The 23,311-nt window shown below is 68.0% G+C and carries 21 protein-coding genes; 13 read left to right on the top strand and 8 right to left on the bottom strand.

The genetic code is table 11. From position 1 onward, the window contains the following. Nucleotides 1-8: 8 nt before the first annotated feature. Nucleotides 9-1,067, top strand: a complete 1,059-nt coding sequence (locus ACMGEZ_RS18200; protein ID WP_436823673.1) for a DUF3500 domain-containing protein — start codon at nucleotides 9-11, stop codon at nucleotides 1,065-1,067. A 2-nt stretch (nucleotides 1,068-1,069) separates the two neighbouring features. Here ACMGEZ_RS18200 and ACMGEZ_RS18205 read toward each other — a convergent pair whose 3' ends face one another. Next, nucleotides 1,070-1,969 (bottom strand): LysR family transcriptional regulator, encoded by a 900-nt coding sequence (locus ACMGEZ_RS18205; protein ID WP_436823674.1) that lies wholly within the window; start codon nucleotides 1,967-1,969, stop codon nucleotides 1,070-1,072. A gap of 142 nt (nucleotides 1,970-2,111) precedes the next feature. On the opposite strand from ACMGEZ_RS18205, the gene ACMGEZ_RS18210 reads away from it, so the two are divergent. The 11 genes from ACMGEZ_RS18210 to ACMGEZ_RS18260 all read left to right on the top strand — a co-directional run bounded on the left by ACMGEZ_RS18210 (nucleotide 2,112) and on the right by ACMGEZ_RS18260 (nucleotide 16,217). Continuing rightward, the gene (locus ACMGEZ_RS18210; protein WP_436823675.1) at nucleotides 2,112-4,250 is read left to right on the top strand and encodes a 3-hydroxyacyl-CoA dehydrogenase NAD-binding domain-containing protein; all 2,139 of its coding nucleotides are present in this window, start codon (nucleotides 2,112-2,114) and stop codon (nucleotides 4,248-4,250) included. Nucleotides 4,251-4,263: 13 nt separating this feature from the next. Beyond that, a complete protein-coding gene (locus ACMGEZ_RS18215) occupies nucleotides 4,264-5,454 on the top strand; it encodes an acetyl-CoA C-acyltransferase (RefSeq protein WP_436823676.1) in 1,191 nt (396 codons plus the stop codon). Nucleotides 5,455-5,465: 11 nt separating this feature from the next. Then, nucleotides 5,466-6,674, top strand: coding sequence for an acyl-CoA dehydrogenase family protein (locus ACMGEZ_RS18220; RefSeq protein WP_436823677.1), 1,209 nt, complete (start codon nucleotides 5,466-5,468; stop codon nucleotides 6,672-6,674). A 13-nt stretch (nucleotides 6,675-6,687) separates the two neighbouring features. Next, nucleotides 6,688-7,830 carry an acyl-CoA dehydrogenase family protein gene (locus ACMGEZ_RS18225; RefSeq protein WP_436823678.1) on the top strand — a complete coding sequence of 381 codons (1,143 nt, stop codon included), beginning with the start codon at nucleotides 6,688-6,690 and terminating at the stop codon, nucleotides 7,828-7,830. 2 nt (nucleotides 7,831-7,832) lie between these two features. Further along, nucleotides 7,833-9,041: a CaiB/BaiF CoA transferase family protein gene (locus ACMGEZ_RS18230; RefSeq protein ID WP_436823711.1), complete on the top strand. Its 1,209-nt coding sequence runs from the start codon at nucleotides 7,833-7,835 to the stop codon at nucleotides 9,039-9,041. A gap of 25 nt (nucleotides 9,042-9,066) precedes the next feature. Continuing rightward, nucleotides 9,067-10,056 (top strand): Bug family tripartite tricarboxylate transporter substrate binding protein, encoded by a 990-nt coding sequence (locus ACMGEZ_RS18235; protein WP_436823679.1) that lies wholly within the window; start codon nucleotides 9,067-9,069, stop codon nucleotides 10,054-10,056. Nucleotides 10,057-10,108: 52 nt separating this feature from the next. Next, nucleotides 10,109-12,037 carry an acyl-CoA synthetase gene (locus ACMGEZ_RS18240; RefSeq protein ID WP_436823680.1) on the top strand — a complete coding sequence of 643 codons (1,929 nt, stop codon included), beginning with the start codon at nucleotides 10,109-10,111 and terminating at the stop codon, nucleotides 12,035-12,037. A gap of 40 nt (nucleotides 12,038-12,077) precedes the next feature. Next, nucleotides 12,078-13,076 (top strand): Bug family tripartite tricarboxylate transporter substrate binding protein, encoded by a 999-nt coding sequence (locus tag ACMGEZ_RS18245; protein WP_436823681.1) that lies wholly within the window; start codon nucleotides 12,078-12,080, stop codon nucleotides 13,074-13,076. A 210-nt stretch (nucleotides 13,077-13,286) separates the two neighbouring features. Continuing rightward, a complete protein-coding gene (locus ACMGEZ_RS18250) occupies nucleotides 13,287-13,847 on the top strand; it encodes a TRAP transporter small permease (protein ID WP_436823682.1) in 561 nt (186 codons plus the stop codon). After that, the gene (locus tag ACMGEZ_RS18255; protein ID WP_436823683.1) at nucleotides 13,844-15,142 is read left to right on the top strand and encodes a TRAP transporter large permease; all 1,299 of its coding nucleotides are present in this window, start codon (nucleotides 13,844-13,846) and stop codon (nucleotides 15,140-15,142) included. The genes ACMGEZ_RS18250 and ACMGEZ_RS18255 overlap by 4 nt, the downstream gene beginning before the upstream one ends. Before the next feature lie 40 nt (nucleotides 15,143-15,182). Beyond that, complete coding sequence (locus ACMGEZ_RS18260; protein ID WP_436823684.1) at nucleotides 15,183-16,217, top strand: DctP family TRAP transporter solute-binding subunit; 1,035 nt, start codon at nucleotides 15,183-15,185, stop codon at nucleotides 16,215-16,217. A 95-nt stretch (nucleotides 16,218-16,312) separates the two neighbouring features. Here ACMGEZ_RS18260 and ACMGEZ_RS18265 read toward each other — a convergent pair whose 3' ends face one another. The 5 genes from ACMGEZ_RS18265 to ACMGEZ_RS18285 all read right to left on the bottom strand — a co-directional run bounded on the left by ACMGEZ_RS18265 (nucleotide 16,313) and on the right by ACMGEZ_RS18285 (nucleotide 20,812). After that, a complete protein-coding gene (locus ACMGEZ_RS18265) occupies nucleotides 16,313-17,050 on the bottom strand; it encodes an amino acid ABC transporter ATP-binding protein (RefSeq protein ID WP_436823685.1) in 738 nt (245 codons plus the stop codon). A 30-nt stretch (nucleotides 17,051-17,080) separates the two neighbouring features. Beyond that, nucleotides 17,081-17,749: an amino acid ABC transporter permease gene (locus tag ACMGEZ_RS18270; protein ID WP_436823712.1), complete on the bottom strand. Its 669-nt coding sequence runs from the start codon at nucleotides 17,747-17,749 to the stop codon at nucleotides 17,081-17,083. A gap of 4 nt (nucleotides 17,750-17,753) precedes the next feature. Beyond that, nucleotides 17,754-18,479 (bottom strand): amino acid ABC transporter permease, encoded by a 726-nt coding sequence (locus tag ACMGEZ_RS18275; RefSeq protein ID WP_436823686.1) that lies wholly within the window; start codon nucleotides 18,477-18,479, stop codon nucleotides 17,754-17,756. Nucleotides 18,480-18,577: 98 nt separating this feature from the next. Then, nucleotides 18,578-19,480: a transporter substrate-binding domain-containing protein gene (locus ACMGEZ_RS18280; protein ID WP_436823687.1), complete on the bottom strand. Its 903-nt coding sequence runs from the start codon at nucleotides 19,478-19,480 to the stop codon at nucleotides 18,578-18,580. Between the two features lie 348 nt (nucleotides 19,481-19,828). Then, nucleotides 19,829-20,812, bottom strand: a complete 984-nt coding sequence (locus ACMGEZ_RS18285; RefSeq protein WP_436823688.1) for a LysR substrate-binding domain-containing protein — start codon at nucleotides 20,810-20,812, stop codon at nucleotides 19,829-19,831. A gap of 89 nt (nucleotides 20,813-20,901) precedes the next feature. Here ACMGEZ_RS18285 and ACMGEZ_RS18290 point away from each other — a divergent pair, with 89 nt between their 5' ends. After that, complete coding sequence (locus tag ACMGEZ_RS18290) at nucleotides 20,902-21,609, top strand: TetR/AcrR family transcriptional regulator (protein ID WP_436823689.1); 708 nt, start codon at nucleotides 20,902-20,904, stop codon at nucleotides 21,607-21,609. Nucleotides 21,610-21,615: 6 nt separating this feature from the next. Here ACMGEZ_RS18290 and ACMGEZ_RS18295 read toward each other — a convergent pair whose 3' ends face one another. Then, entirely contained in the window at nucleotides 21,616-22,242 is a 627-nt protein-coding gene (locus ACMGEZ_RS18295) for an N-carbamoylsarcosine amidohydrolase (protein ID WP_436823690.1), read from the bottom strand. After that, nucleotides 22,235-23,311, bottom strand: coding sequence for a 2,5-dihydroxypyridine 5,6-dioxygenase NicX family protein (locus tag ACMGEZ_RS18300; RefSeq protein ID WP_436823691.1), 1,077 nt, complete (start codon nucleotides 23,309-23,311; stop codon nucleotides 22,235-22,237). Before ACMGEZ_RS18300 ends, ACMGEZ_RS18295 begins: the two co-directional genes overlap by 8 nt.

Raw genomic sequence — 23,311 nt, forward strand, 5'->3', positions numbered from 1 at the left:
GACCACCCATGCTGCCCCGCACCCTCTCCGCCTGGATGACCTGCTGGACCTTGCTCTGCGTGGTGCCGCCCGCCACCGCCGCGGCCGACACCAGCCGCGCCGCCCAGGCAATGACGGCCGCGGCGCGGGCATTGCTGGAGGCGACCCCGGCGGCGCAGCGCCCAGAGCTGCTGCAGCCGTTCACGCTGGAGGCGCGTGGCGATTGGAACTACACGCCGCGCCGCCGGCCGGGCATCGCGTTCAAGTCCATGGAGGATGCACAGCGGCAGGCAGCGCAGCAGTTGCTCGCCGCGGCCTTGTCGCAGCCGGGGCTGCTCAAGGTGCAGGCCATCATCGCCCTGGAGATCGCGCTGCGCGAGATCGAAACCTTCGGCCTCTCGCGCGATCCCGAGAACTACGCCATCGCGTTGTTCGGCACGCCCGACACCCCTTCGCCCTGGGGCTGGCGGATCGAAGGGCACCATCTCTCGCTGCACTTCACGCTCGCGGAGGGCAAGGTCGTGGCCACGCTGCCGCAGTTCCTGGGTGCCAATCCGGCGCAGGTGCCGCGCGACATCGCCGACAAGGGCCCGCGCAAAGGCCAGCGCGCGCTGGGCGAGGAGGAAGACCGCGCCTTTGCGCTGCTGGCGGCGCTCTCGCCGGCGCAGCGCCGGCAGGCCATCTTCAGCGACCGGCCGTTCGGTGACATCGTCACGCGCAACGCTGCGCAGCTCGATCCGTTGGCGCCTGTGGGCGTGGCCTTCAGCGCCATGGATGCAGCGCAGCAGGCCTTGCTGCTGCGCATCGTCGAGTCTCTGGCCTCCGTGGCCGAGTCGTCGTTGGCGCAGCAGCGGCTGGAACGCGTGCGTGCGGGCGGCCTGGACGGCATCCGCTTCGGATGGGCCGGCGCCACCGAACGTGGGCAGCCGTACTACTGGCGCATCCAGGGCCCGCGCTTCCTGGTCGAATGGGACAACTCCGGCGGCAACCACATCCACAGCGTGTGGCGCGACTTCGACGGTGACTGGGGGCGCGACGCGCTCGGCGAGCACTACCGGCGCGCGCGGGCAAGCGGCCACCGGCACTGAGGTCACGCCGCTGGCACCCCGCGCGCCCGCTCCAGGATGAACTCGATGAAGGTCCGCGTCGCCCGCGTGTGCTGCCGGTTCGGCATGTACAGCATGAACATCTGCGTGCCGAAGATGCTGAGCCGCCAGTCGTCCAGCGTGGTCAGCACCTCGCCGCGCCGGACGTCCTCCTGCACCACGTAGTCGGGCACCAGCCCGATGCCGAGGCCGGCGAGGATGGCCTGGCGCAGGAACAGGAAGTTCTCTGAAATCAGCGTCGGCTCCAGCACCACCTCGCGCCGCTCCTCGCCCTGGTAGGCCGACATGCGCAGCTGGCGGCCGATCACGGCCGCGGTCACCACCGGCGCGCTGCTCAACTGGTCGAGCTGCGTGGGCAGGGCGTGTTCCTGCGCATAGGCGCGCGAGGCGCAGGCCACGTAGCGCACCGGGCCGAGGGCGCGCGCGACCAGGTTCTGCGGCGGCTCGGGAATCACGCGGACCGCGATGTCGACCTCGTCGCGCAGCAGGTCCTCGATGCGGTTCTCGAACAGCACGTCGAGCACGATGCCGGGGTAGAGACGCTTGAAGTCGATCAGCCAGTCGGACATCACCAGTTGCCCATAGCCGCTGGGTACGCTGAGCCGCACCCGGCCAACCAATCCCTGGCCCAGCGCCGAGGCGGATTCGCGGGCGGCCTGCAGCTCGCTCTGGATCGCCAGGCCGTGCTGATAGAGCCGCTGCCCGATCTCGGTGGCTTCGGCGCGGCGCGTGGTGCGGCGTACGAGCTGGGCACCGACCGAGCGCTCCAGCTGGTTCAGGTGGTAGCTGACGTTGGCGCGGCTCATCTTGAGCCGGCGCGCGGCGGCGCTCAGGTTGCCGGCATCGAGGATCTCGACCAGCAGGGTCAGCGACTGCAAATCCATGTGCGGCATTCTGTCAAAGACTATTTGACAGTCTGTCAACAGCCCATGCAATTGTCAAAGCGCGAGGTCTGTCCAAGAATGCTGGGTTCACCCCAGCATCTCGCGAACCAGATGGTTCGCTCCCCAACGGAGACACCCCAACATGGCCACCGCCACCGCCGCCTCTTCTTCCGTTCCCGAACCCGTCCACTTCCAGCGCCAGGCCAACGTGCTGGTCGTGACCATCGACAACCCGCCCGTCAATGCACTCGGCGTGGACGTGCGCCGCGGCCTGGTCGCCGCCATCGACGCGGCCGAGGCCGATGCCGAAGTCGCGGCAGTGCTGCTCGTGGGCGCCGGCCGCAACTTCATCGCGGGTGCCGACATCCGCGAGTTCGGCAAGCCGCCGCAGCAGCCCTCGCTGCCCGAGGTCTGCGCCCGCATCGAAAGCTGCAACAAGCTGGTGATCGCCGCGATCCACGGCGCGGCGCTCGGCGGCGGCCTGGAGATCGCGCTGTCGGCGCACTACCGACTGGCCGTGCCTTCCGCCAAGCTGGGCCTGCCCGAGGTGCAGCTGGGCCTGATGCCCGGCTCCGGCGGCACGCAGCGTGCGCCGCGGCTGATCGGCGTGAAGGCCGCCCTGGACCTGATGCTGAGCGGCCGCCATGCGGGCCCGCAGGAAGCGATGAACATCGGCCTGGTCGATCGCCTGGGCGCAGGTGCCGATGCACTGGACGAAGGGCTGGCCTTCGCGCAGGAACTGGCCAGGCTCAAGGCGCCGATGCGCCGCTCCCGCGACGCGAGCCTGGCGCTGATCGACAGGGCGGCGCAGCGCGCCGCGCTCGAAGCGGCCCGCGCCGAGACCGCGAAGAAGAGCCGCGGCCTGTTCTCGCCGATGAAGATCGTCGAAGCCGTGGAAGCCGTGCTGACGCTGCCCTTCGACGAAGGCATGGCGCTGGAGCGGAAGCTCTTCCTGCAGTGCATCGACAGCCCGCAGCGCGCCGGCCTGATCCACGCCTTCTTCGCCGAGCGCGAGGTGCTCAAGGCGCCCGAGACCAAGGCGGCGAAGCCACGCCCGATCGACTCCTGCGGCATCGTCGGCGGCGGCACCATGGGCGCTGGCATCGCGGTCGCCATGCTAGATGCCGGCCTGCCGGTGACCATGATCGAGCGCGACGAGCCCAGCCTCGCGCGCGGCCGCGCCCATGTGGAGAAGGTCTACGACGGCCTGATCCAGAAGGGCCGCATGACGGCGGAAGCCAAGGCGGCGGTGATGGCGCGCTTCTCGGGCTCGACGGCTTACGACGCGCTCGCCCAAATCGACCTGGTGGTGGAGGCCGTGTTCGAGGACATGGCGGTCAAGAAGGCCGTCTTTGCCGAGCTCGACCGCGTGTGCAAGCCCGGCGCGGTGCTCGCCACCAACACCTCCTACCTCGACATCGACGAGATCGCCGCCAGCATCTCGCGCCCGGGCGACGTGCTGGGCCTGCACTTCTTTTCACCGGCCAACATCATGAAGCTGCTGGAGATCGTGGTGCCGGCCAAGGTCAGCGCCGACGTGGTCGCCACCGGCTTCGAGCTGGCAAAGAAGCTGAAGAAGACGCCGGTGCGCGCCGGCGTGTGCGACGGCTTCATCGGCAACCGCATCCTCGCGGTGTACCGCCAGGCAGCCGACCACATGATGGAAGACGGCGCCTCGCCCTACCAGATCGACAAGGCGGTGCGCGACTTCGGCTATCCGATGGGCCCCTTCCAGGTGTCCGACCTGGCTGGCGGCGACATCGGCTGGGCCACGCGCAAGCGCAAGGCGGCCACGCGCGACCCGAAGGCGCGCTACGTGCAGATCGCCGACCGCATCTGCGAGCGCGGCTGGTTCGGCCAGAAGACGGGCCGCGGCTACTACCTGTACCCCGAGGGCGCGCGCACCGGCACGCCGGACCCGGAGGTCGAGGCCATCATCGACGCCGAGCGCAAGCGCGCCGGCGTCACGCCGCGCAGCTTCACCGACGAGGAGATCATGCGCCGCTACATGGCCGCGATGATCAACGAGGGCGCCAACGTCGTGCACCAGCGCATCGCGCTGCGCCCGCTGGACGTGGACGTGACCTTCCTCTACGGCTACGGCTTTCCGCGCCACCGCGGCGGGCCGATGAAGTACGCCGACACGGTGGGCCTGCCGAAGGTGCTGGCCGACATCCGCGAGTTCGCCAAGGAAGACCCGCTGTTCTGGAAGCCCTCGCCGCTGCTGGTCGAGCTGGTGGAACGCGGCGCCGATTTCTCGAGCCTCAATCAATCCGAGTAAGGAGACATTCACCATGCGCGAAGCCGTCATCGTTTCCACCGCCCGCACCCCGCTCACCAAGGCGCACCGCGGCGAGTTCAACGTCACGCCCGGCCCCACGCTCGCCGCCTTCGCGGTGCGCGCGGCGGTCGACCGGGCGGGCATCGACCCGGCGCTGATCGAGGACGCCATCCTCGGCTGCGGCTACCCCGAAGGCACCACCGGCCGCAACGTGGCGCGCCAGACCATCGTGCGCGCCGGGCTGCCGATCAGCATCGCCGGCACCACGGTCAACCGCTTCTGCGCTTCGGGCCTGCAGGCCATCGCGATGGCGGCGGGCCGCATCGTGGTCGAGGGCGCGCCGGCGATGATCGCGGGCGGCGTGGAGAGCATCTCGCAGATCCGCACCCGCAGCGCCACCGACAGCGGCGATTCCGGCATGGACCCGTGGATCGTCGAGCACAAGCCGCAGCTCTACCTCTCGATGATCGAGACCGCCGACATCGTGGCCAAGCGCTACGACATCAGCCGCGAGGCACAGGACCGCTTCTCGGCCGAGAGCCAGCGCAAGACGGAAGAGGCGCAACTCGCCGGCCGCTACAAGGAAGAGATCGTGGCCTGCACCACCACCATGGCGGTCACGGACAAGGAAACCAAGCTGGTCAGCTACAGGGAGGTGACCGCCGACGCCGACACCTGCAACCGCCGCGGCACCACCTACGAGGCCCTCGCCAAGCTGGAGCCGGTGATGGGCGCCGGCAAGTTCGTGACCGCCGGCAATGCCTCGCAGCTCTCCGACGGCGCCTCGGCCTGCGTGCTGATGGAAGCCAAGGAGGCCGAGCGCGCCAACCTGAAGCCGCTGGGGGCCTTCCGCGGGCTGGCGCTGGCCGGCTGCGAGCCGGACGAGATGGGCATCGGCCCGGTGTTCGCGGTGCCGAAACTGCTGGCGCGCAACGGCCTGAAGGTCGACGATATCGACCTCTGGGAACTCAACGAGGCCTTTGCCTCGCAGTCCATCTACTGCCAGGAGAAGCTCGGCATTCCGGCCGAGCGGCTCAATGTCGATGGGGGCGCGATCTCGATCGGACACCCCTTCGGCATGACGGGCGCGCGGCTTGCGGGGCACGTGCTGATCGAGGGCAAGCGGCGCGGCGCGAAGTACGCCGTCGTCACGATGTGCATCGCCGGCGGCATGGGCGCCGCGGGCCTGTTCGAAATTTTCTGAGGAGACCGGCGATGGACCTCAACTTCACTCCCGAAGAACAAGCCTTCCGCGACGAGGTGCGCCAGTTCCTCGCCGAGAAGCTGCCGAAGCGCCTCTCGGACAAGGTGGCGACCGGCAAGCACCTGAGCAAGGCCGACATGGAGGAATGGCACGCCATCCTCAACGCGCGCGGCTGGCTCGCGAACCATTGGCCCGAGCAGTACGGCGGCCCGGGCTGGACCGCGGTGGAGAAGTTCATCTTCGAGAACGAGTGCGCGCTGGCCCATGCGCCGCGCATCGTGCCCTTCGGCGTGAACATGCTGGGGCCGGTGCTGATCAAGTACGGCAACGAGGAACAGAAGCGCCGCTGGCTGCCGCGCATCCTCGACGGCTCGGACTGGTGGTGCCAGGGCTACTCCGAACCAGGCGCGGGCTCGGACCTGGCCTCGGTCAAGACCTCGGCGGTCAAGGGTGTCGATGCGCAGGGGCCGCACTACATCGTGAACGGCCAGAAGACCTGGACCACGCTGGGCCAGCACGCCAACATGATCTTCTGCCTGGTGCGCACCAACCGCGAGGCGAAGAAGCAGGAGGGCATCAGCTTCCTGCTGATCGACATGAAGTTGCCCGGCGTCGAGGTGCGGCCGATCATCACGCTGGACGGCGAGCACGAAGTCAACGAAGTGTTCTTCTCCGACGTGCGCGTGCCGGCCGAGAACCTGGTGGGCGAGGAAGACAAGGGCTGGACCTGCGCCAAGTACCTGCTGACCTACGAGCGCACCAACATCGCGGGCGTGGGCTTCTCGGTGGCGGCGATGGAGCAGCTCAAGGCCATCGCGGCAAGGCAGACGAAGAACGGCAGGCCGCTGTCGGAAGACCCGGCGTTCGCAGCGCGCATGGCGCGCGTCGAGATCGACCTGGAGAACATGAAGACCACCAACCTGCGCGTGATCGCGGCAGTGGCAGGCGGCGGCGTGCCGGGAGCCGAGAGCTCGATGCTCAAGATCCGGGGGACCGAGATCCGCCAGGAAATCTCCTCGCTGATCCGGCGCGCGATGGGCCCGTATGCGCGGCCCTATGTCGAAGCGGCGCTGGAAGAAGGCTTCAGCGGCACGCCCTTCGGTCCGGCCGAGGCGGCGCCTGCCGCGGCCAAGTACTTCAACAACCGCAAGCTGTCGATCTTCGGCGGCTCCAACGAAATCCAGAAGAACATCATTTCGAAAATGATCCTGGGCCTCTGACCGGAGACACCACATGAACTTCGAACACACCGAAGACCGGCGCATGCTCGCCGACAGCCTCAACCGCTTCATTGCCGAGCAGTACGCCTTCGAGGCGCGAGACCGCATCGCGAAGTCGGGGCACGGCTTCAGCACCGCGATCTGGCAGCAGTTCGCCGAGCTGGGCGTCATCGGCGCCCTCTTCCGCGAGGAAGACGGCGGCTTCGGCGGCGGCGGCTTCGACCTGGCCGTGGTCTTCGAGGCGCTGGGCCGCGGCCTGGTGGTCGAGCCGGTGCTGGGCGCCGTGATGGCGGGCGAGGCGATTGCTGCAGCAGGCAGCGAAACGCAGAAGGAGCAGTTGGCCAGCATCATCGCGGGCAGCACCATCGCGGCGCTGGCGCACGACGAGCCCGGCACCCACTACGAACCCGCGCATGTGCAGACGCGCGCCGAACGCAGCGGCGACGGCTGGCTGCTCAACGGCGCCAAGGCCGTGGTGCCGCAGGGCGAGCAGGCGGACCTGTTCGTGGTCTCGGCACGCACCTCCGGAGCGGACGACGACGAGGCCGGCATCTCGCTCTTCCTCGTGCCGGCGAAAACGAAGGGCCTGTACGTGCGCGGCTGCCCGGCCATCGACGGTGGCCGCGTGGCAGAAGTCGTATTCGACGGCCTCAAGCTGGACGGCAGCGCGCTGCTGGGCAGCGAGGGCCAGGGCTACCCGACGTTGGAGCGCGCCATCGGCCGCGGCCTGCTCGCCCTGTGCGCCGAGAGCCTGGGCGCGATGGAAGCGGCGAAGGCCGCTACGCTCGAATACCTGCGCACGCGCAAGCAGTTCGGCCAGCTGATCGGCAGCTTCCAGGCGCTGCAGCACCGCATGGCCGACCTGCTGCTGGAGGTGGAGCAGGCGCGCTCGGCCGTGATCAATGCCGCTGCGGCGATCGACGGCGAGGACCGGGCAACGCGCGAGCGCGCGCTATCGGCCGCCAAGTTCAGCATCGGCCGCATCGGCACGCTGGTGGCCGAGGAGAGCATCCAGATGCACGGGGGCATCGGCATGACCTGGGAACTGCCGCTGGCCCACTATGCGAAGCGGCTCGTGATGATCGACCACCAGTTGGGCGACGAGGACCATCACCTGCAGCGCTTCATCGCGCTCGGCGGGCAAGCGGCGGCATGAACATGCGGAACACGCCATCCTCTCTGCCGCTTGCCGGCGTGCGCGTGCTCGACCTGTCGCGCATCCTCGCCGGGCCCTGGTGCGGCATGGTCCTGGCCGACCTCGGCGCGGAGGTGATCAAGGTCGAGCATCCCGGGCGCGGCGACGACACCCGCGACTGGGGGCTGCGCGTCGGCGCGACCGAGACCGCCTACTTCAACAGCGTCAACCGCAACAAGCGCTCGGTCACTCTGGACCTGCAGACCGCCGGAGGCCAGGAGATCGCCCAGGCGCTCGCGAAGCAGAGCGACGTGGTGATCCAGAACTTCAAGTTCGGCGGCATCGACAGGCTGGGCCTCGGCTACGAGCGCCTGAGCCGTGAGCAGCCCGGGCTGATCTACTGCTCGATCACGGGCTACGACAGCTCCGGCCGCGAGGCCGCGCGCCCCGGCTACGACCTGGTGGTGCAGGGCGAGGCCGGACTGATGGCGCTGAACGGCGAAGCCGACCAGCCTCCGCTGAAGTTCGGCGTGGCCGCAGTCGACCTCTTCACCGGCATGTACTCGGCGCAGGCCATCCTCGCCGCGCTGTACGAACGCCAGAAGACCGGCCAGGGCCGCCACATCGAGATGGCGCTGTTCGACTGCGGCCTGATGATCACCGCCTACTACGGCCTCGAAGCGCTGCTGATGGGCGAGGACCCGCCGCGCTACGGCAATGCGCACCCTTCGATCGTGCCCTACGGCGTGTTCGACGCCGAGGACGGGCCGCTGGTGATCACCGTGGGCAACAACAGCCAGTTCGCCCGCTTCTGCACCGAGGTGATCGAGCGCCCCGACCTCGCGGCCGACGAGCGCTTCAAGACCAACATCCTGCGCTCCGCGAACCGCGAGGCGCTGATGCCCGAGATCCACCGCGAGCTCGGCCGCCGCAAGCGCAAACCGCTGCTCGAGCAGCTGAGCAGCGCCGGCATCCCGTGCGGCGAGGTGCTCGGCCTGCACGAGGCGTTGACCTCGCGCCGCGCCGCCGAGGCCGGGCTCGTGACCACGCAGCCGCACCCGGTGGCCGGGAGCGTGAACGTGCTCGCGCCGCCCTACCGCTTCGACGGCCAGCGCCTGCCGGTGCGCAGCGCGCCGCCGCAGCTCGGCGAAGGCACGCGCGACGTTCTGCAGTCGCTGCTGGGGCTGTCCGACGAGAAGCTCGCGCAACTGAAAACCGACGGCGTTCTTTGAGACGCCCCCTCATCCGAGACATTCCATGACTTCCAGATTTCTTTCTTCGCCGGTCCGCCGCGCGTTGCTCGCGGTGGCCATTCCCCTCGTCACCGGCAGCGCCTTTGCGCAAGCATGGCCCGGCAAGCCGATCACGATCATCGTGCCCTTCCCGCCCGGCGGTCCGACCGACACGGCCACGCGCATCATCGGACAGAAGATGGCCGAGGGCCTGAAGCAGCCGGTGCTGATCGACAACAAGAGCGGCGCCTCCGGCACGATCGGCGCCGCCGCCGCGGCCAAGGCCAAGCCGGACGGCTACACGCTGGTGATGCTGGCAACGCCGACCTTGCTGGCCTCTCATCTCTACGGCTCCACCAGCTACGACGTCTTCAAGAACTTCACGCCCGTGGGCACCACCTACGACCTGCCGATCGTGATGGTGGTGAATCCGAAGACGCTGCCGGACGTGACCGGGCTGCAGGAGCTGATCGCGAAGGCCAAGGCCGACGGCGGCAATTTCAACTACACCACGGCCGGCCCCGGCAGCTTCGGCCACCTGACGACCGAGCAGTTGAAGAACATCGGCAAGTTCGAGATGCAGCACGTGCCCTATCGCGGCAGCTCGCCGGCCGTGACCGATCTGATCGGCGGCCAGGTGCCGATGATGTTCTCCGACCTGATCGCGGTGCTGCCGCACATCCGCGCCAACACGCTGCGCGCCATTGCCGTGGGCTCGGCCAAGCGCGTGAGCCTGCTGCCGGAGGTCAAGACCGTCGCCGAACAGGGCTTCCCGGGCTTCGATGCCACCTCCTGGGGCGGCATGCTGGCGCCGGCCGGCACGCCGAAAGAGGTGGTGACGCGCCTGAACGAGGAACTGAAGAAGGCCCTGGCCGACAAGGAGGTGCAGCAGAAGCTGGAAAGCGTCGGCACCTTCGCCGCCTGGCAGACGCCCGAGCAGATGGCGGCGCGCATGCGACAGGACCATGAGCGCTGGGGCAAGGTGATCCGGGACAACAAGATCACGAACAAGTAAAAGGCATTGGAATGGCACCGACCGTCCGGCAGCCAGACAAGGAGACACGCCGATGAGCCGAACCGCAGCTGCCCCTTTTCGTGCCCCGTTCCCGGTCCGATCCATCGAGGACGTCAAGCGTCTCGAACAGACGCCGCTGGCCGAGGCGCTGACGGTGCGCAGCACCTACGAGATCTTCCGCAATTCAGCCGTGGCCTTCGGCGACAAGACGGCGCTGACCTTCCTGCGCAGCGGCGACCCGGCCGACGAGCCGATCCGCTGGTCCTATGCCCAGCTGCTGGCGGGCATCCACCAGACCGCGAACCTGCTGCACACGCTGGGCGTCGGGCCGGACGACGCGGTGGCCATCCTGCTGCCGGGCTGCCTCGACTACCACCTGGCGCTGTGGGGCGGCAGCGCGGCCGGCATCGCGCAGCCGCTCAATCCGCTGCTCACCGACGAGAAGCTGGTATCGCTGATGACTGCGGGCCGCGCCAAGGTGCTGATCGCCTGGGGCGCGGACGACGATGCCGGCATGTGGTCCAAGGCGATGCGCCTGCGCGGCCAGGTGCCGACGCTGACGACCGTGCTGCGCGTGGCGCCGCACGACGAGGCGCCGGGTGCCGCCGGCGCGCTGCCCGAGGGCGTGCTCGACTTCGCCGCGCGACGCGCCATGGAGCCCGACGACCGGCTGGCGAGCGGCCGCGAGATCGCGCCTGCCGACATCGCCGCCTACTTCCACACCGGCGGCACCACCGGCGCGCCCAAGCTGGCGCGCCACAGCCACGGCGCCCAGGTGTTCACCGCCTTCGCCAGCGTGAAGATGACCGGCCAGGGGCCGCAGGACATCACCATCAACGGCTACCCGCTGTTCCATGTGGCGGGCGTGCTGCCGGCCTCGCTGGCCTCGCTCTCGGCCGGGGTGGAGGTGATCATTCCGACCACCACCCTGCTGCGCAACCGGCAGGTGATGGCGAACTACTGGAAGCTGGTGGAGAAGCATCGCCCGACCTCGCTGTCGGCCGTGCCCACGGTGCTCGCGGCGCTGGCCAATGTGCCGCTGGACGGCGCCGACATCTCCTCCATCCGCTACTGCCGCACCGGCGCCGCGGTGCTGCCGCCCGAGCTGGCGGCGCGCTTCGAGCGCCTGTTCGGCCTGCACGTGCACGAGAGCCTGGGCATGACCGAGATGGCAGGCATCTCCACCATCACGCCGCCGGGCGTGATCGGGCCGCCGGGCTGCGTGGGCCTGCGCCTGCCCTGGACGCAGATCCGCATCGTGGCACTGGACGCGCACGGCAATGCGAGCGACCGCGAGCTGCCGCGCGGCGAGCAGGGCATGGTGCTCTTCAAGTCGCCCAACCTGTTCTCGGGCTTCGTCGATCCGGCGGACAACGCGGGGACCTTCACCGCCGACGGCTGGCTGGCAAGCGGCGACCTGGGCTGGATCGACGAAGAAGAGCGCCTCAACCTCAGCGGCCGCTCCAAGGACCTGATCATCCGCAGCGGCCACAACATCGACCCCAAGACCATCGAGGACGCGCTGGGCGCACATCCCGCCGTGCAGCTGTGCGCCGCGGTGGGCGCCCCCGATGCCTATGCGGGCGAACTGCCGGTGGCCTTCGCGACGCTGGTGCCGGGCGCCACGGCGAGCGAGGCCGAGCTGCTGGCCTTCACCGCTGCGCGCGTGGACGAGGCGCCGGCCAAGCCCAAGTCGGTGGTGGTGATCGAGCAGATGCCGATGACCAACGTCGGCAAGATCTTCAAGCCCGAGCTGCGCGCGCTGGCCGCGCGCCGCGTGGCGGAGGCGCTGGTGGAAGAGGCCTGGGCCGACCTCGACCTGCCCGGCGCCGCGCGCCCGGCGGTACGGGCCGAGGGCGAGAAGGCGCTCACGGTGACCATCGACGCTGCCGCGACGGGCCCAGCGGTGCAGGCGCTGCAGGCGCGCTTGCAGGACACGCTCGGGCGCCTGCCGCTCAAGGTCCAGGTGCTCGTGCAGTAGCGGCCCCTTTGACTTTTTTTCATTCCAACCAGAGACGACCATGCCCATCCAAGCCTTCCTCCGCCGCCGGTGCCTCGTCGCCGCGGCTTCGGCCCTTGTCGCACTGTGCGCCGGCGCACCGGCGCTGGCCCAGACCTACCCCACCAAGCCGATCAAGATGGTCGTGCCCTTCGCTGCCGGCGGCGGCACCGACGTGCTGGCGCGCGTCATCGGGGAGAAGCTCGCGGCCGGCATGGGCCAACCGGTGGTCATCGACAACAAGCCCGGTGCGGCCGGCATCATCGGCACCGATGCGGTGGCCAAGGCCGCGCCCGACGGCTACACGATCGTGATGTCGCTCTCCAACGCGCTGCTGACGAACCAGTTCCTCTACGAGAAGCTGCCCTACCACCCGGAGCGCGACCTGACCCTGGTCTACCAGGTGGCGATGGGCCCGCTGGTGCTGGTGACGCACCCCAGCGTGCCGGCCGGCACCGGCCCCGAGCTGCTCAAGTACGTGGCCGCCAACAAGGGCAAGCTGGCCTACGGCTCCTACGGCGTGGGTGCCTATCCGCACCTGGCCGGCGCGCACATGAGCGCGACGCAGAACGCCGACATGAACCACGTCGCCTACAAGGGCGAGGCGCCGATGATCCAGGACCTGATCGGCGGCCAGATCCAGATGGCCTACGCCAGTTCGCTGCAGGCCAAGCCGCAGATCGAGGCCGGCAAGCTCAAGGCCATCGGCGTGACCGGGGAGCGGCGCCTTTCCTCGCTGCCCAACGTGCCGACGCTGGCCGAGCAGGGGCTGAAGGACGAGACTTATCGCCTGACCGGCTGGCTCGCCATCGCGGTGCCGGCGAAGACGCCCGAGCCCATCGTCAAGCGCCTGGCCGACGAGATCCGCAAGGCCACGCAGCAGCCCGACGTGCAGCAGAAGGTGGCGGCCATGGGCTTCGAGCTGAAGGACAGTTCGCCCGAAGCCTTCGCCGCCGAGTACAAGAAGGAGCGCCCCGTGTGGGAACGGCTGATCAAGCAGTCGGGCGCCAAGCTCGAATAAGAAGCGCCGGCTGGTCCTGCCCCGACGCGGTTCAGGGTGCTGGGGGGTTCGCGCTTCAGGGTTCATCACCGGCTGGCCGATCGCCTCACGCGTCGGCCGGCAGCCTGCCTGGAGCCGCTGAGCAGCGCTAAGGAAAGCCCGCATAGGGAAACCGTTATCGATCGTTACGATCGGAGGTTGCCGAATCCCGGCCGCTGCGCCGTTTCCCTGATGTCCTCTCCCCCCGAGTCCGGCCCCCTGCTGGACGCCGCCAGCCCTCTTCCTCCCGCAACAGAAGCCGTCGACGAGCCCACCCGCGTGCCGCTCGCCATCGAGGACTGGGCCACGGTGATCATCATGGGCCTGCTGGCCTGCATCACCTTCGCCAACGTGCTGGTGCGCTACTTCACCGACTCCTCCTTCGCCTGGACCGAGGAGTTCTCGGTGTTCCTCATGATCCTGCTGGCGATGGTCGCGGGCTCGGCCGCGGTGGCGCGCGACCGCCACATCCGCATCGAGTACTTCGCGGACGGCGGCTCCATGGGCCGGCGCAAGCGGCTCGCGCAGTTCGGCGCGCTGATGGTGGCTGCGCTCTTCTTCCTGATCGCCGCGCTGAGCCTGCGCGTGGTGTGGGACGACTACCGCTACGAGGAGACCTCGCCCGGCATCGGCGTGCCGCAGTGGTGGTACTCGGTCTGGCTGCCGATCGTCTGCTTCGCGATCGGGCTGCGCGCGGTGGGCCTGTTCATCCGGCGCAGCCGCGAACGACGCGCCGAGGACCCGCGCGGATGATCCCGGCGCTGCTCTTCGCCGGCTTCATCCTGATGATGCTGGTGGGCGTGCCGATCGGCGCGGCATTGGGCCTCGCGGGCGCCGTCGCCATCGGCCTGGCGAACGCCGAGGCCCAATGGTTCGGACTGCTGGCGGTGCCGCAGAACTTCTATGCCGGGCTCGGCAAGTACCCGCTGCTGGCGATCCCGATGTTCGTGCTGGTGGGCTCGATCTTCGATCGCTCGGGCGTGGCGCTGCGCCTGGTCAACTTCGCGATCGCGCTCGTCGGGCGCGGACCCGGCATGCTGCCGCTGGTGGCGATCGTGGTCGCGATGTTCCTGGGCGGCATCTCCGGCTCGGGCCCAGCCAATGCTGCGGCCGTGGGCGCGGTGATGATCGGCGCGATGTCGCGCGCGGGCTATCCGGCGGCCTACTCGGCCAGCGTGGTCGGCGCCGCTGCCGCTACCGACATCCTGATCCCGCCTTCGGTGGCGTTCATCGTCTACTCGGTGCTGGTGCCGGGCGCCTCGGTGCCGGCGCTGTTCGCCGCCGGCATGGTGCCGGGCCTGCTGGCCGGCCTGGCGCTGATCGTGCCGGCCGTGTGGATGGCGCGCCACCACCGCATGGGCGCGCTCGAGGCCACGCTGCCGCGGCCACCCTTCTGGAAGAGCCTGCGCGATGCGATCTGGGGCCTGGCCGCGCCGGTGCTCATCCTCGGCGGCATGCGCGCGGGCTGGTTCACGCCCACCGAGGCGGCGGTGGTGGCGGTGTTCTACGGGCTCTTCGTCGGCATGGTGGTGCATCGCACGATCCGCGTGCGCGACCTGTTCGTGATTCTGCGCGAGTCGGGCGAGCTCTCGGCGGTGATCCTGCTGGTGGTCTCGCTTGCGGGCATCTTCGCGTACTCGCTGTCGACGCTGGGTGTGATCGATCCGGTGACGCGCGCGATCGTGAACTCGGGGCTGGGCGAGTACGGCGTGCTGTCGCTGCTGATCCTGCTGCTGATCACGGTCGGGATGTTTCTCGACGGCGTCTCCATCTTCCTGATCTTCGTGCCGCTGCTGTGGCCGATCGTGCAGCACTACAAGTGGGACCCGGTGTGGTTCGGCGTGATCCTCACGCTGAAGGTGGCGCTGGGGCAGTTCACGCCGCCGCTGGCGGTCAACCTGATGGTCTCTTGCCGCATCGCCAACGTGCGCATGGAAGAAACCGTGCGCTGGGTGGGCTGGATGCTGTTCGCGATGTTCCTGGTGATGGTGGCGGTGATCATCTGGCCGCAGCTGGCGCTGTGGTTGCCGCATGCGCTGGGTTACTAGGAAACTCGATTTTTGTTGTTCACATGAAGGAGACACACACATGAAATTCCGTCGTTCCCTGCTCGGCCTGCTGGCCGTCGCCGCCACGCTGGGCAGCTTCTCGGTTTCGGCGCCGGCGCAAGGCTACAAGGCCGAATACAAGATGTCGCTGGTGCTGGGCCCGCCCACGCCCTGGGGCCAGGCCGGCAAGATCTGGGCCGACCTGGTGAAGGAGCGCACGCAGGGCCGCATCAACATCAAGCTCTATCCGGGCGTCTCGCTGATCCAGGGCGACCAGACGCGCGAGTTCAGCGCGCTGCGCCAAGGCGTGATCGACATGGCGGTGGGCTCGACCATCAACTGGTCGCCGCAGGTGAAGCAGCTCAACCTGTTCTCGCTGCCCTTCCTGATGCCCGACTACGCGGCCGTCGATGCGCTGACGCAGGGCGAGGTCGGCAAGGAGATCTTCAAGACGCTGGACAAGTCGGGCGTGGTGCCGCTGGCGTGGGGCGAGAACGGCTATCGCGAGATCACCAACTCCAAGCGGCCGATCAAGTCGCCCGAAGACCTGAAGGGCATGAAGATCCGCGTGGTGGGCTCGCCCATCTTCTCCGACATGTTCAGCGCGCTGGGTGCCAACCCGACCCAGATGAGCTGGGCCGATGCGCAGCCCGCGCTGGCGAGCGGCGCGGTGGACGGGCAGGAGAACCCGCTGTTCCTCTTCACCGTGCTCAAGATGCACACGGTGGGACAGAAGTACGTGACGACCTGGGGCTACATGGCGGACCCGCTGGTGTTCGTGGTCAACAAGGACATCTGGGCTTCGTGGACCCCGGCCGACCAGGCGATCGTGCGCCAGGCCGCGATCGACGCGGGCAAGCAGGAGATCGAGCTGGCGCGAAAGGGGTTGGTGGAAGCCGACAAGCCGGTGCTGAAGGAGATCGCGGCGATGGGGGTGACGGTGACGCAGCTCACGCCGGAAGAGCGTGAGGCCTTCGTGAAGGCGACCCGGCCTGTCTATGCCAAGTGGAAGCAGCAGATCGGCGCGGAGCTGGTGACGAAGGCTGAGCAGGCGATTGCTGCACGGAAGAAGTGAGCCACCAAAGCGCGTTCTACCGCCAAGGGCGGAGCACGTCGAGCAGCCAACAAAAAGCCCCGCACAGCGGGGCTTTTTGCCGAGGAGCACAAGACTCAGTGCTGCAGGATCTTGTTGAGAAAGTCCCGCGTCCGAGCCTGCCGGTTCTCCGGATGCGCGAAGAACTCGTCCTTCGAGCAGTCTTCGAGAATCCGCCCGCCCACGTCGATGAAGATCACGCGGCTGGCCACCTTGCGCGCAAAGCCCATCTCGTGCGTGACCACCATCATGGTCATGCCTTCCTTGGCCAGCGCCACCATCACGTCCAGCACCTCGCCGACCATCTCGGGGTCGAGCGCCGAGGTCGGCTCGTCGAACAGCATCACGATCGGGTCCATGCTCAGCGCGCGCGCGATCGCCACGCGCTGCTGCTGGCCGCCCGAGAGCTGGCCCGGGTACTTGTCCTTGTGCGCCATCAGGCCCACGCGGTCGAGCATCTTCAGGCCGCGGGTCTTGGCCTCGTCGGGCGAGCGGCCCAGCACCTTGATCTGCGCGATCGTGAGGTTCTCCGTCACCGACAGGTGGGGGAACAGCTCGAAGTGCTGGAACACCATGCCCACCTTGGAGCGCAGCTTCGGCAGGTTGGTCTTGGGGTCGTGCAGCGGAATGCCGTTGACCGTGATCTCGCCCTTCTGGAAGGGCTCGAGTGCGTTCACCGTCTTGATCAGCGTGGACTTGCCCGAGCCCGACGGGCCGCACACCACCACCACGTCGCCCTTCGCGATGCTGACGGAGCAGTCGTTGAGCACCTGGACCGGGCCGTACCACTTCGAGACGTTATTGATTTCAATCATTTTGTCGGCCATGACTTTGCCTTTCGATGTTCAGCGGATGATGGCGATCTTCTTGTGAAGACGCTTGACCAGGTACGACAGCGCATAGCAGATGGCGAAGTACACCACCGCCGCCAGCAGGTAGGACTCGATCGGCCGCCCGAAATTCTTGCCGGCCGTCTCGAAGCCCTTCAACAGGTCGTAGGCGCCGATGGCGTACACCAGCGACGTGTCCTGGAACAGGATGATGGTCTGCGTCAGCAGCACCGGCAGCATGTTGCGGAAGGCCTGCGGCAGGATCACCAGCGTCATGTTCTGCTTGTAGGTCATCCCCACGGCTTGCGCGGCATAGACCTGGCCGCGCGGGATCGACTGGATGCCCGCGCGCATGATCTCGCTGAAGTAGGCGGCCTCGAAGGCGACGAAGGTGATGATGGCAGAGACCTCGGCGCCGATCGGCCGGCCGATGATGAAGGGCACCAGCAGGAAGAACCACAGGATCACCATCACCAGCGGGATGCTGCGCATGCCGTTGACGTAGATGGCAGCGGGGGTGTCCAGCCACTTCTTGCCGGACAGCCGCATCATGGCGAGCAGCGTGCCGAAAAGAATGCCGCCCAGTGTCGCGACCACCGTGAGGAAGACGCTGAAGTACAGGCCCTTCAGCAGGAAGCCGCTGATGACGTTCCAGTTGTAGAACGAGAAGTCGAGGTTGCCCATCATGTCAGTGCCCTCCCCCGCCGGCCTGCACGATGAAGCCCGGCACGCGCGTGCGCTTCTCGATCGAGGACATGATGCGGTTGATCGCAAACGCCGAGATGATGTAGAGCACCGTGACGGCCAGGTACATCTCCATCGGCCGGGCGGTTTCTTCGCCGGCCTGCATCGCGAACTGCGTCATCTCGGCGATCGACACGGCGAAGGCCACCGACGAGTTCTTGAAGATGTTCATCGACTCGCTGGTCAGCGGCGGAATGATGATGCGATAGGCCATCGGCAGCAGCACGTAGCGGTAGTACTGCGGCGTGGTGAAGCCCACCGCCATGCCGGCATAGCGCTGCCCGCGCGGCAGTGCCTGGATGCCGGAGCGCAGCTGCTCCGCAATACGCGACGAGGTGAAGAAGCCCAGCGCCAGCACCACCAGCACGAAGGGCGGCACGCCCCGCATCACCGGGAACAGCGCCGGCACCACGTGGTACCAGAGAAAGATCTGCACCAGCAGCGGGATGTTGCGGAACAGCTCGACCCACACGTTGCCCAGGCGCACCCAGAAAGGGCTGTTGGGCAGCGTGCGGATCACGCCGACGATGGAGCCGAGAACCAGTGCCACCACCAAGGCCGACAGTGCCACGGACACTGTCCAGCCCCATGCGGAGAGCAGCCATTGCCAATATGTCGGGTCATTGCCGCCCGGGTCCTGCAGGAAGACCTGCCAATCCCAACTTCCCATCGGGACCTCCTCGTCGTTGTTGCTTGAAGAAGAAGAAAAGAAAACCTGAAAACAAACGCCCGCCGCAAAGGGCGGGCGTTCGACTCAACCTATGCGAATCACTTCTTGACGTACTCTTCCATCGGCTTGCTGTTGGGCGCGGCCCAGGCGGCCTTGGTGGCGTCCGACAGGGGCAGGCCCACCTTGGTGTTGGTCGGCGGGATCGGCTGCATGAACCACTTGTCGTACAGCTTGGCCAGCGAGCCGTCCTTGATCTGGGCCTCGATGCTCTTGTTGACCGCGTCCAGGAAAGGCTTGTCGCCCTTGCGCACCATGCAGGCGATCGGCTCGATCGACAGCACATCGCCCACCAGCTCGAAGTCGGCCGGGTTCTTGGACTTGGAGATGTTGCCGGCCAGGATCTGGCCGTCCATCACGAAGGCGTCAGCGCGGCCGGACTCGAGCAGCAGGAAGCTGTCGGCGTGGTCCTTGCCCATGACTTCCTTGAAGTCGATGCCCGTTGCGCGCTCGTTCTTGCGCAGCGTTTGCACGGAGGTCGTGCCGGTGGTGGTGGCCACGTTCTTCCCGTTCAGGTCCTTGATGGACTTGATGCCGGAGGTCTTCTTCGTGGCGATGCGCACTTCCTCGACGTAGGTGGTGTACGCAAAGTCCACGTCCTTCTGGCGCGTCGCATTGTTGGTGGTGGAACCGCATTCGAGATCGACAGTGCCGTTCTGCACCAGGGGAATGCGGTTCTGCGAGGTGACCAGCTGCTCCTTGACCTCCAGCTTGGGCAGGCCCAGCTGCTTCTGGATATCGCTCAGGATCTTGCGCGACATCTCGGTGTGGAAGCCGACGTACTTGCCGTCCCCGATGGTGTAAGCCAGTGCACCGGAGGAATCGCGTACCCCCATCGTGACGACGCCGCTGGCCTTGATCTTGGCCAGGGTGTCATTGGCCTGAGCCAGTGCGCTGCCGGCGGCGAGCGCCATCACGGCCAGTGCCAATACTTGCTTCTTCATGTGGAAAACTCCTGTGACTGAGAGGATACAAATTCTAGACACCCGCATTCTGCGCCACACCCGGGCCAACCCGGTGCGCGGTGCACCGTCCGAAATCGCGCGCAGTGTGCCGCAGTTCCGAACCGGTGCACTGTATTGCAGAGCGCTTCATGGGATCACACAAAGCAGCCTTTGTGCCCGAAAAAAAGCACGCGCCTGGCGCGTGCCTTGCAGACCTCGGGCGCAGCAAATCGTCGGGGCAGACTTTAGAGGGCCTGTGGGGCTCAAGGCAAATGCCCATTGCAGCGATCGGCATGCCGTCGCGTCATAGTTTGTGCACTGCACAACATCGACCCGGCACTCCTTCCCTCAAGCCGCCGGCTGGGTGCCCACGAGGTACGCCCACAGCGCGTCGGCCGTGACTTTGTCGGCGCGCGTGGCAATGCCCTCCCCCTTGCCGGCGCGCGTGGCGGGCCTGGCAGCGGCCGAAGCCGCCGGGCGTTCGCGGTAGGCGCGGATCTCCATGGTGGCCTCGAGCTTCTCGATCTCCGGGGGCAGCGCGCTCACCAGCGTGCGCGCCTTCGCCTCCTTGCGCACCGCGCTCTGCGGCAGGAAGGCGATGCCGTGGCCTTCGAGCGCCATCACCTTGAGGCCCTCGGCCATGTCGGTCTCGTAGACCCGGTCGAGATGGATCGCCGTGTGCGATTCCTTCAGCAGCTGGTCGACCACGCGGCCCAGGTAGGCGCCGGGGGCATAGCCGAGGTAGGGCAGCGGCTGCCCGGGCCGGCCCGGAAGCCGGTAGCGCGGCGCGCCCTCCGCATCGGGCTTGACCCAGGGCGCGACCACCTCCTCGCCGAGGCTCACCATCTCGTAGCGGGTGGCGTCCAGCGGCAGCGGCTGCGAGGGATGGTGGTAGGCGATCAGCAGGTCGCAGCTGCCCTCGACCAGGCGCAGCACGGCATCGTGCACGTTGAGCGCGATGAGCCGGCTCTTCAACGGCCCGAACTGCTCGCGCAGGCTGGTGACCCAGGCGGGGAAGAAGGTGAATGCCAGGGTGTGCGGCACCGCGACCTCGATCACGTCCTGCGCCGCCGCCGAATGGCCGCGCAGCATGGCGCGCGTGCTCTGCAGGGCCTGCAGCATCTCGATGGCCTGGCCGTAGAGCGTCTGGCCGGCGGGCGTGAGGCGCGTGGGGTAGGAGCTGCGGTCGACCAGGTCGGTGCCGGCCCAGCCTTCGAGGGCCTGGATGCGGCGCGAGAAGGCCGGCTGGGTCACATGGCGCAACTGGGCCGAACGGCTGAAGCTGCGTGTCTCTGCAAGGCTGACGAAGTCTTCAAGCCACTTGGTTTCCATGAGCGGCGATTATGTCCGGGCAGTCCCTCGTGTCTCCAACGATGCGCGGCTGCACACTACACTCCAACTATTAAACGAGCGATTAATTTATGGATTCCCCGAGCCAGTCGCCCCATGCCGCGAGCGCCGCAACGGCGCCACACAAGCGCCGCAGCAAGCAGAAGGGTCCGGGCCGCCCCGGCGGCGCGAGCGTCGTGCGCGAGGAGATCCTCGACGCGGCAGAGGGCCTGTTCGCCAATCTCGGCTACGCCGGCACCACGCTGCGCGAGGTCGCCAACGAGGCCAAGGTCACGCAGGCCCTGATCAGCTACTACTTCGGTTCCAAGTACGGCCTGTACGAGGCGGTGTTCCTGCGCCGCGGCCAGGTCATCTCGCAGCAGCGCATGGACAACCTGGACGCGCTCCGCAAAGGCGGCAAGCCGCGCGTGCGCGACATCGTGCGCGCCTTCCTGCTGCCCACGCTTCAGCTGCGCGGCACGCCGCAGGGACGCTCTTTCCTGCGGCTGCAGGCACGGCTGCACACCGAGCCGCCGGAGATCTCGTACAAGCTGCGCACCGATGCCTATGGCGGCTCGACGCGGCGCTACGTCGAGGTGCTGCGGGAGGCCCTGCCCAAGCTCGGCGAGCTGGACGCGTACTGGCGCGTGACGCTGATGATCGGCACCTATCTCTACGCCTTCTCCGACACGCACCGCATGGAGGAGATGGCGCCGAAGGGCATGTACGACCCGGACGATACCGACTCGCTGATCGACCAGGTCACCCGATTCGTGGTCGGCGGCTTCGAGGCGCGCTGAGCGCCTTCACCCAGCGGCTGGCAGGCGCTCGCGCAGTTCGGCCGACGTCATCACGTCGGCGTACTTCTGCTGCATGTCGAACAGGCTGGCCTCGTGCGGCTCGATGGCGCGGTCGCCGACGCAGTCGGCCAGCACCAGCGGTCTGAAGCCCCAGCACATGGCATCGACCACGCTGGCGCGCACGCAGCCGCTGGTCACGCAGCCCGCGACCAGCAGCGTGCGCACGCCGCGCTGCACGAGCCAAGGCGCGAGCGTGGTGCCGAAGAAGGCAGACGGAACGTTCTTGCGCACCACCAGCTCGCCCGCACGCGGCGCCAGCACGTCGACGATCGCGCTGGCGGGCGAGGCTTCCTTCAGCGTCAGCATGCCGGGCACCTTGTCGCTGAAGACGTTGGCATCGCCGTCGTCGTCGGCATAGACGATGCGGCTGTGCGCCACCGGCCAACCGCGCTCGCGCGCGAGCGCCAGCAGCGGCACCGTGCGCTCGATCGCCGGCGGGATGTTGCCGCCGCCGAACACGGACGGGTCGGCGAAGCCATTGACGAAGTCGACGATCAGCAGCCCGAGCGGCGGCTGCACGCCCAGGCCGGCGCCGAAGCCCTGGCGGCGGTAGACCTCGGTCTCTTCAGGCATGGGCCGGCTCTTTCCGTGGCGGCTGCGCCGTCATCAGTTCCTCGACCACCTGGCCCTCGCGCACCACCTGCAGATCGTCGACGAAAACGTTGCAGCGGCGCATGGGGATGTCGATGTGGCAGGCCGTGGTCCGGCTGCCGCCCGCCTCGTTGTTGGGGCCGAGCGAGAACAGGAAGTTGCCGCTGACCGCGCGTGCGTCCATGCCCAGCGTGGCTTCGCGGTCGTAGAGGCCGAGCGTCGACCAGTAGGCGCGCTTCTGCAGGCCCCAGCCAATGTGCGAGATGGCGTAGGCCTCGGGGTCGCCGAAGGACTCGATGTACTCGCGCAGCATCTCGGCCTCCACCGCGCCGTCGATGCGGGTGACAAAGCCGTCCTTCACCGTCAGCTCGATCGGCTCGCCTACATAGGACTTCATCGGCAGCAGCACGTCGCCCTTGGCCAGCACGATGCGGCCCTGGGCGCCGCCCTCGTTCGGCCAGGTGAAGGCAAATCCGCTGGGCCAGTGGTCCCAGCGGCCGGGCTGGTCGACGAAGCCGTATTCGGCGGTGATCGGGTACTCGCCCAGCGGCAGGTGAAGGTCGGTGCCGGCCGCCGAGCTCACGCGCATCGTCTTGCGGCCCTTCAGCAGCGCGACGCCGGCCTGCACGCGCTCGAAATCTTCCAGCGTGGGCACCATGCGCAGCAGCACCTCCGGCGGCTCGACGGCCAGCAGGATCTTCGTGCCGCCTTGCAGGATCTCGTGCTGCTCGGGCGAGAACAGCAGGGTCATCAGGTCGAGCACGAGATCGCTGGCCTTGAGCGCCGCGATGGCAGCGCGGTTGCCGGTGAGCGGCGTGGTGCCGAGATAGGCCAGCGGGTCGCGGCTCAGCGACTTCTCGGCATTGACGGGCGGGAGGTCCAGCCGGCTGACGCAGGCGCCGAGCATCGTCGCGGCCGTGATCGCGCAGCGCAGCGTCTGCGGGTGCGTGTGCTCGCTGGTGAGCACGGTGACGGCGTCGCCGGCCTTCAGCTTCGAAAGGGTGAGGACCTGGGTCCAGGCGCGGATCAGGTCGGTGTCGCGGACAGCCAT

Origin of the sequence: Variovorax stachyos (assembly GCF_051400855.1) — a bacterium.
GTDB lineage: Bacteria > Pseudomonadota > Gammaproteobacteria > Burkholderiales > Burkholderiaceae_C > Variovorax.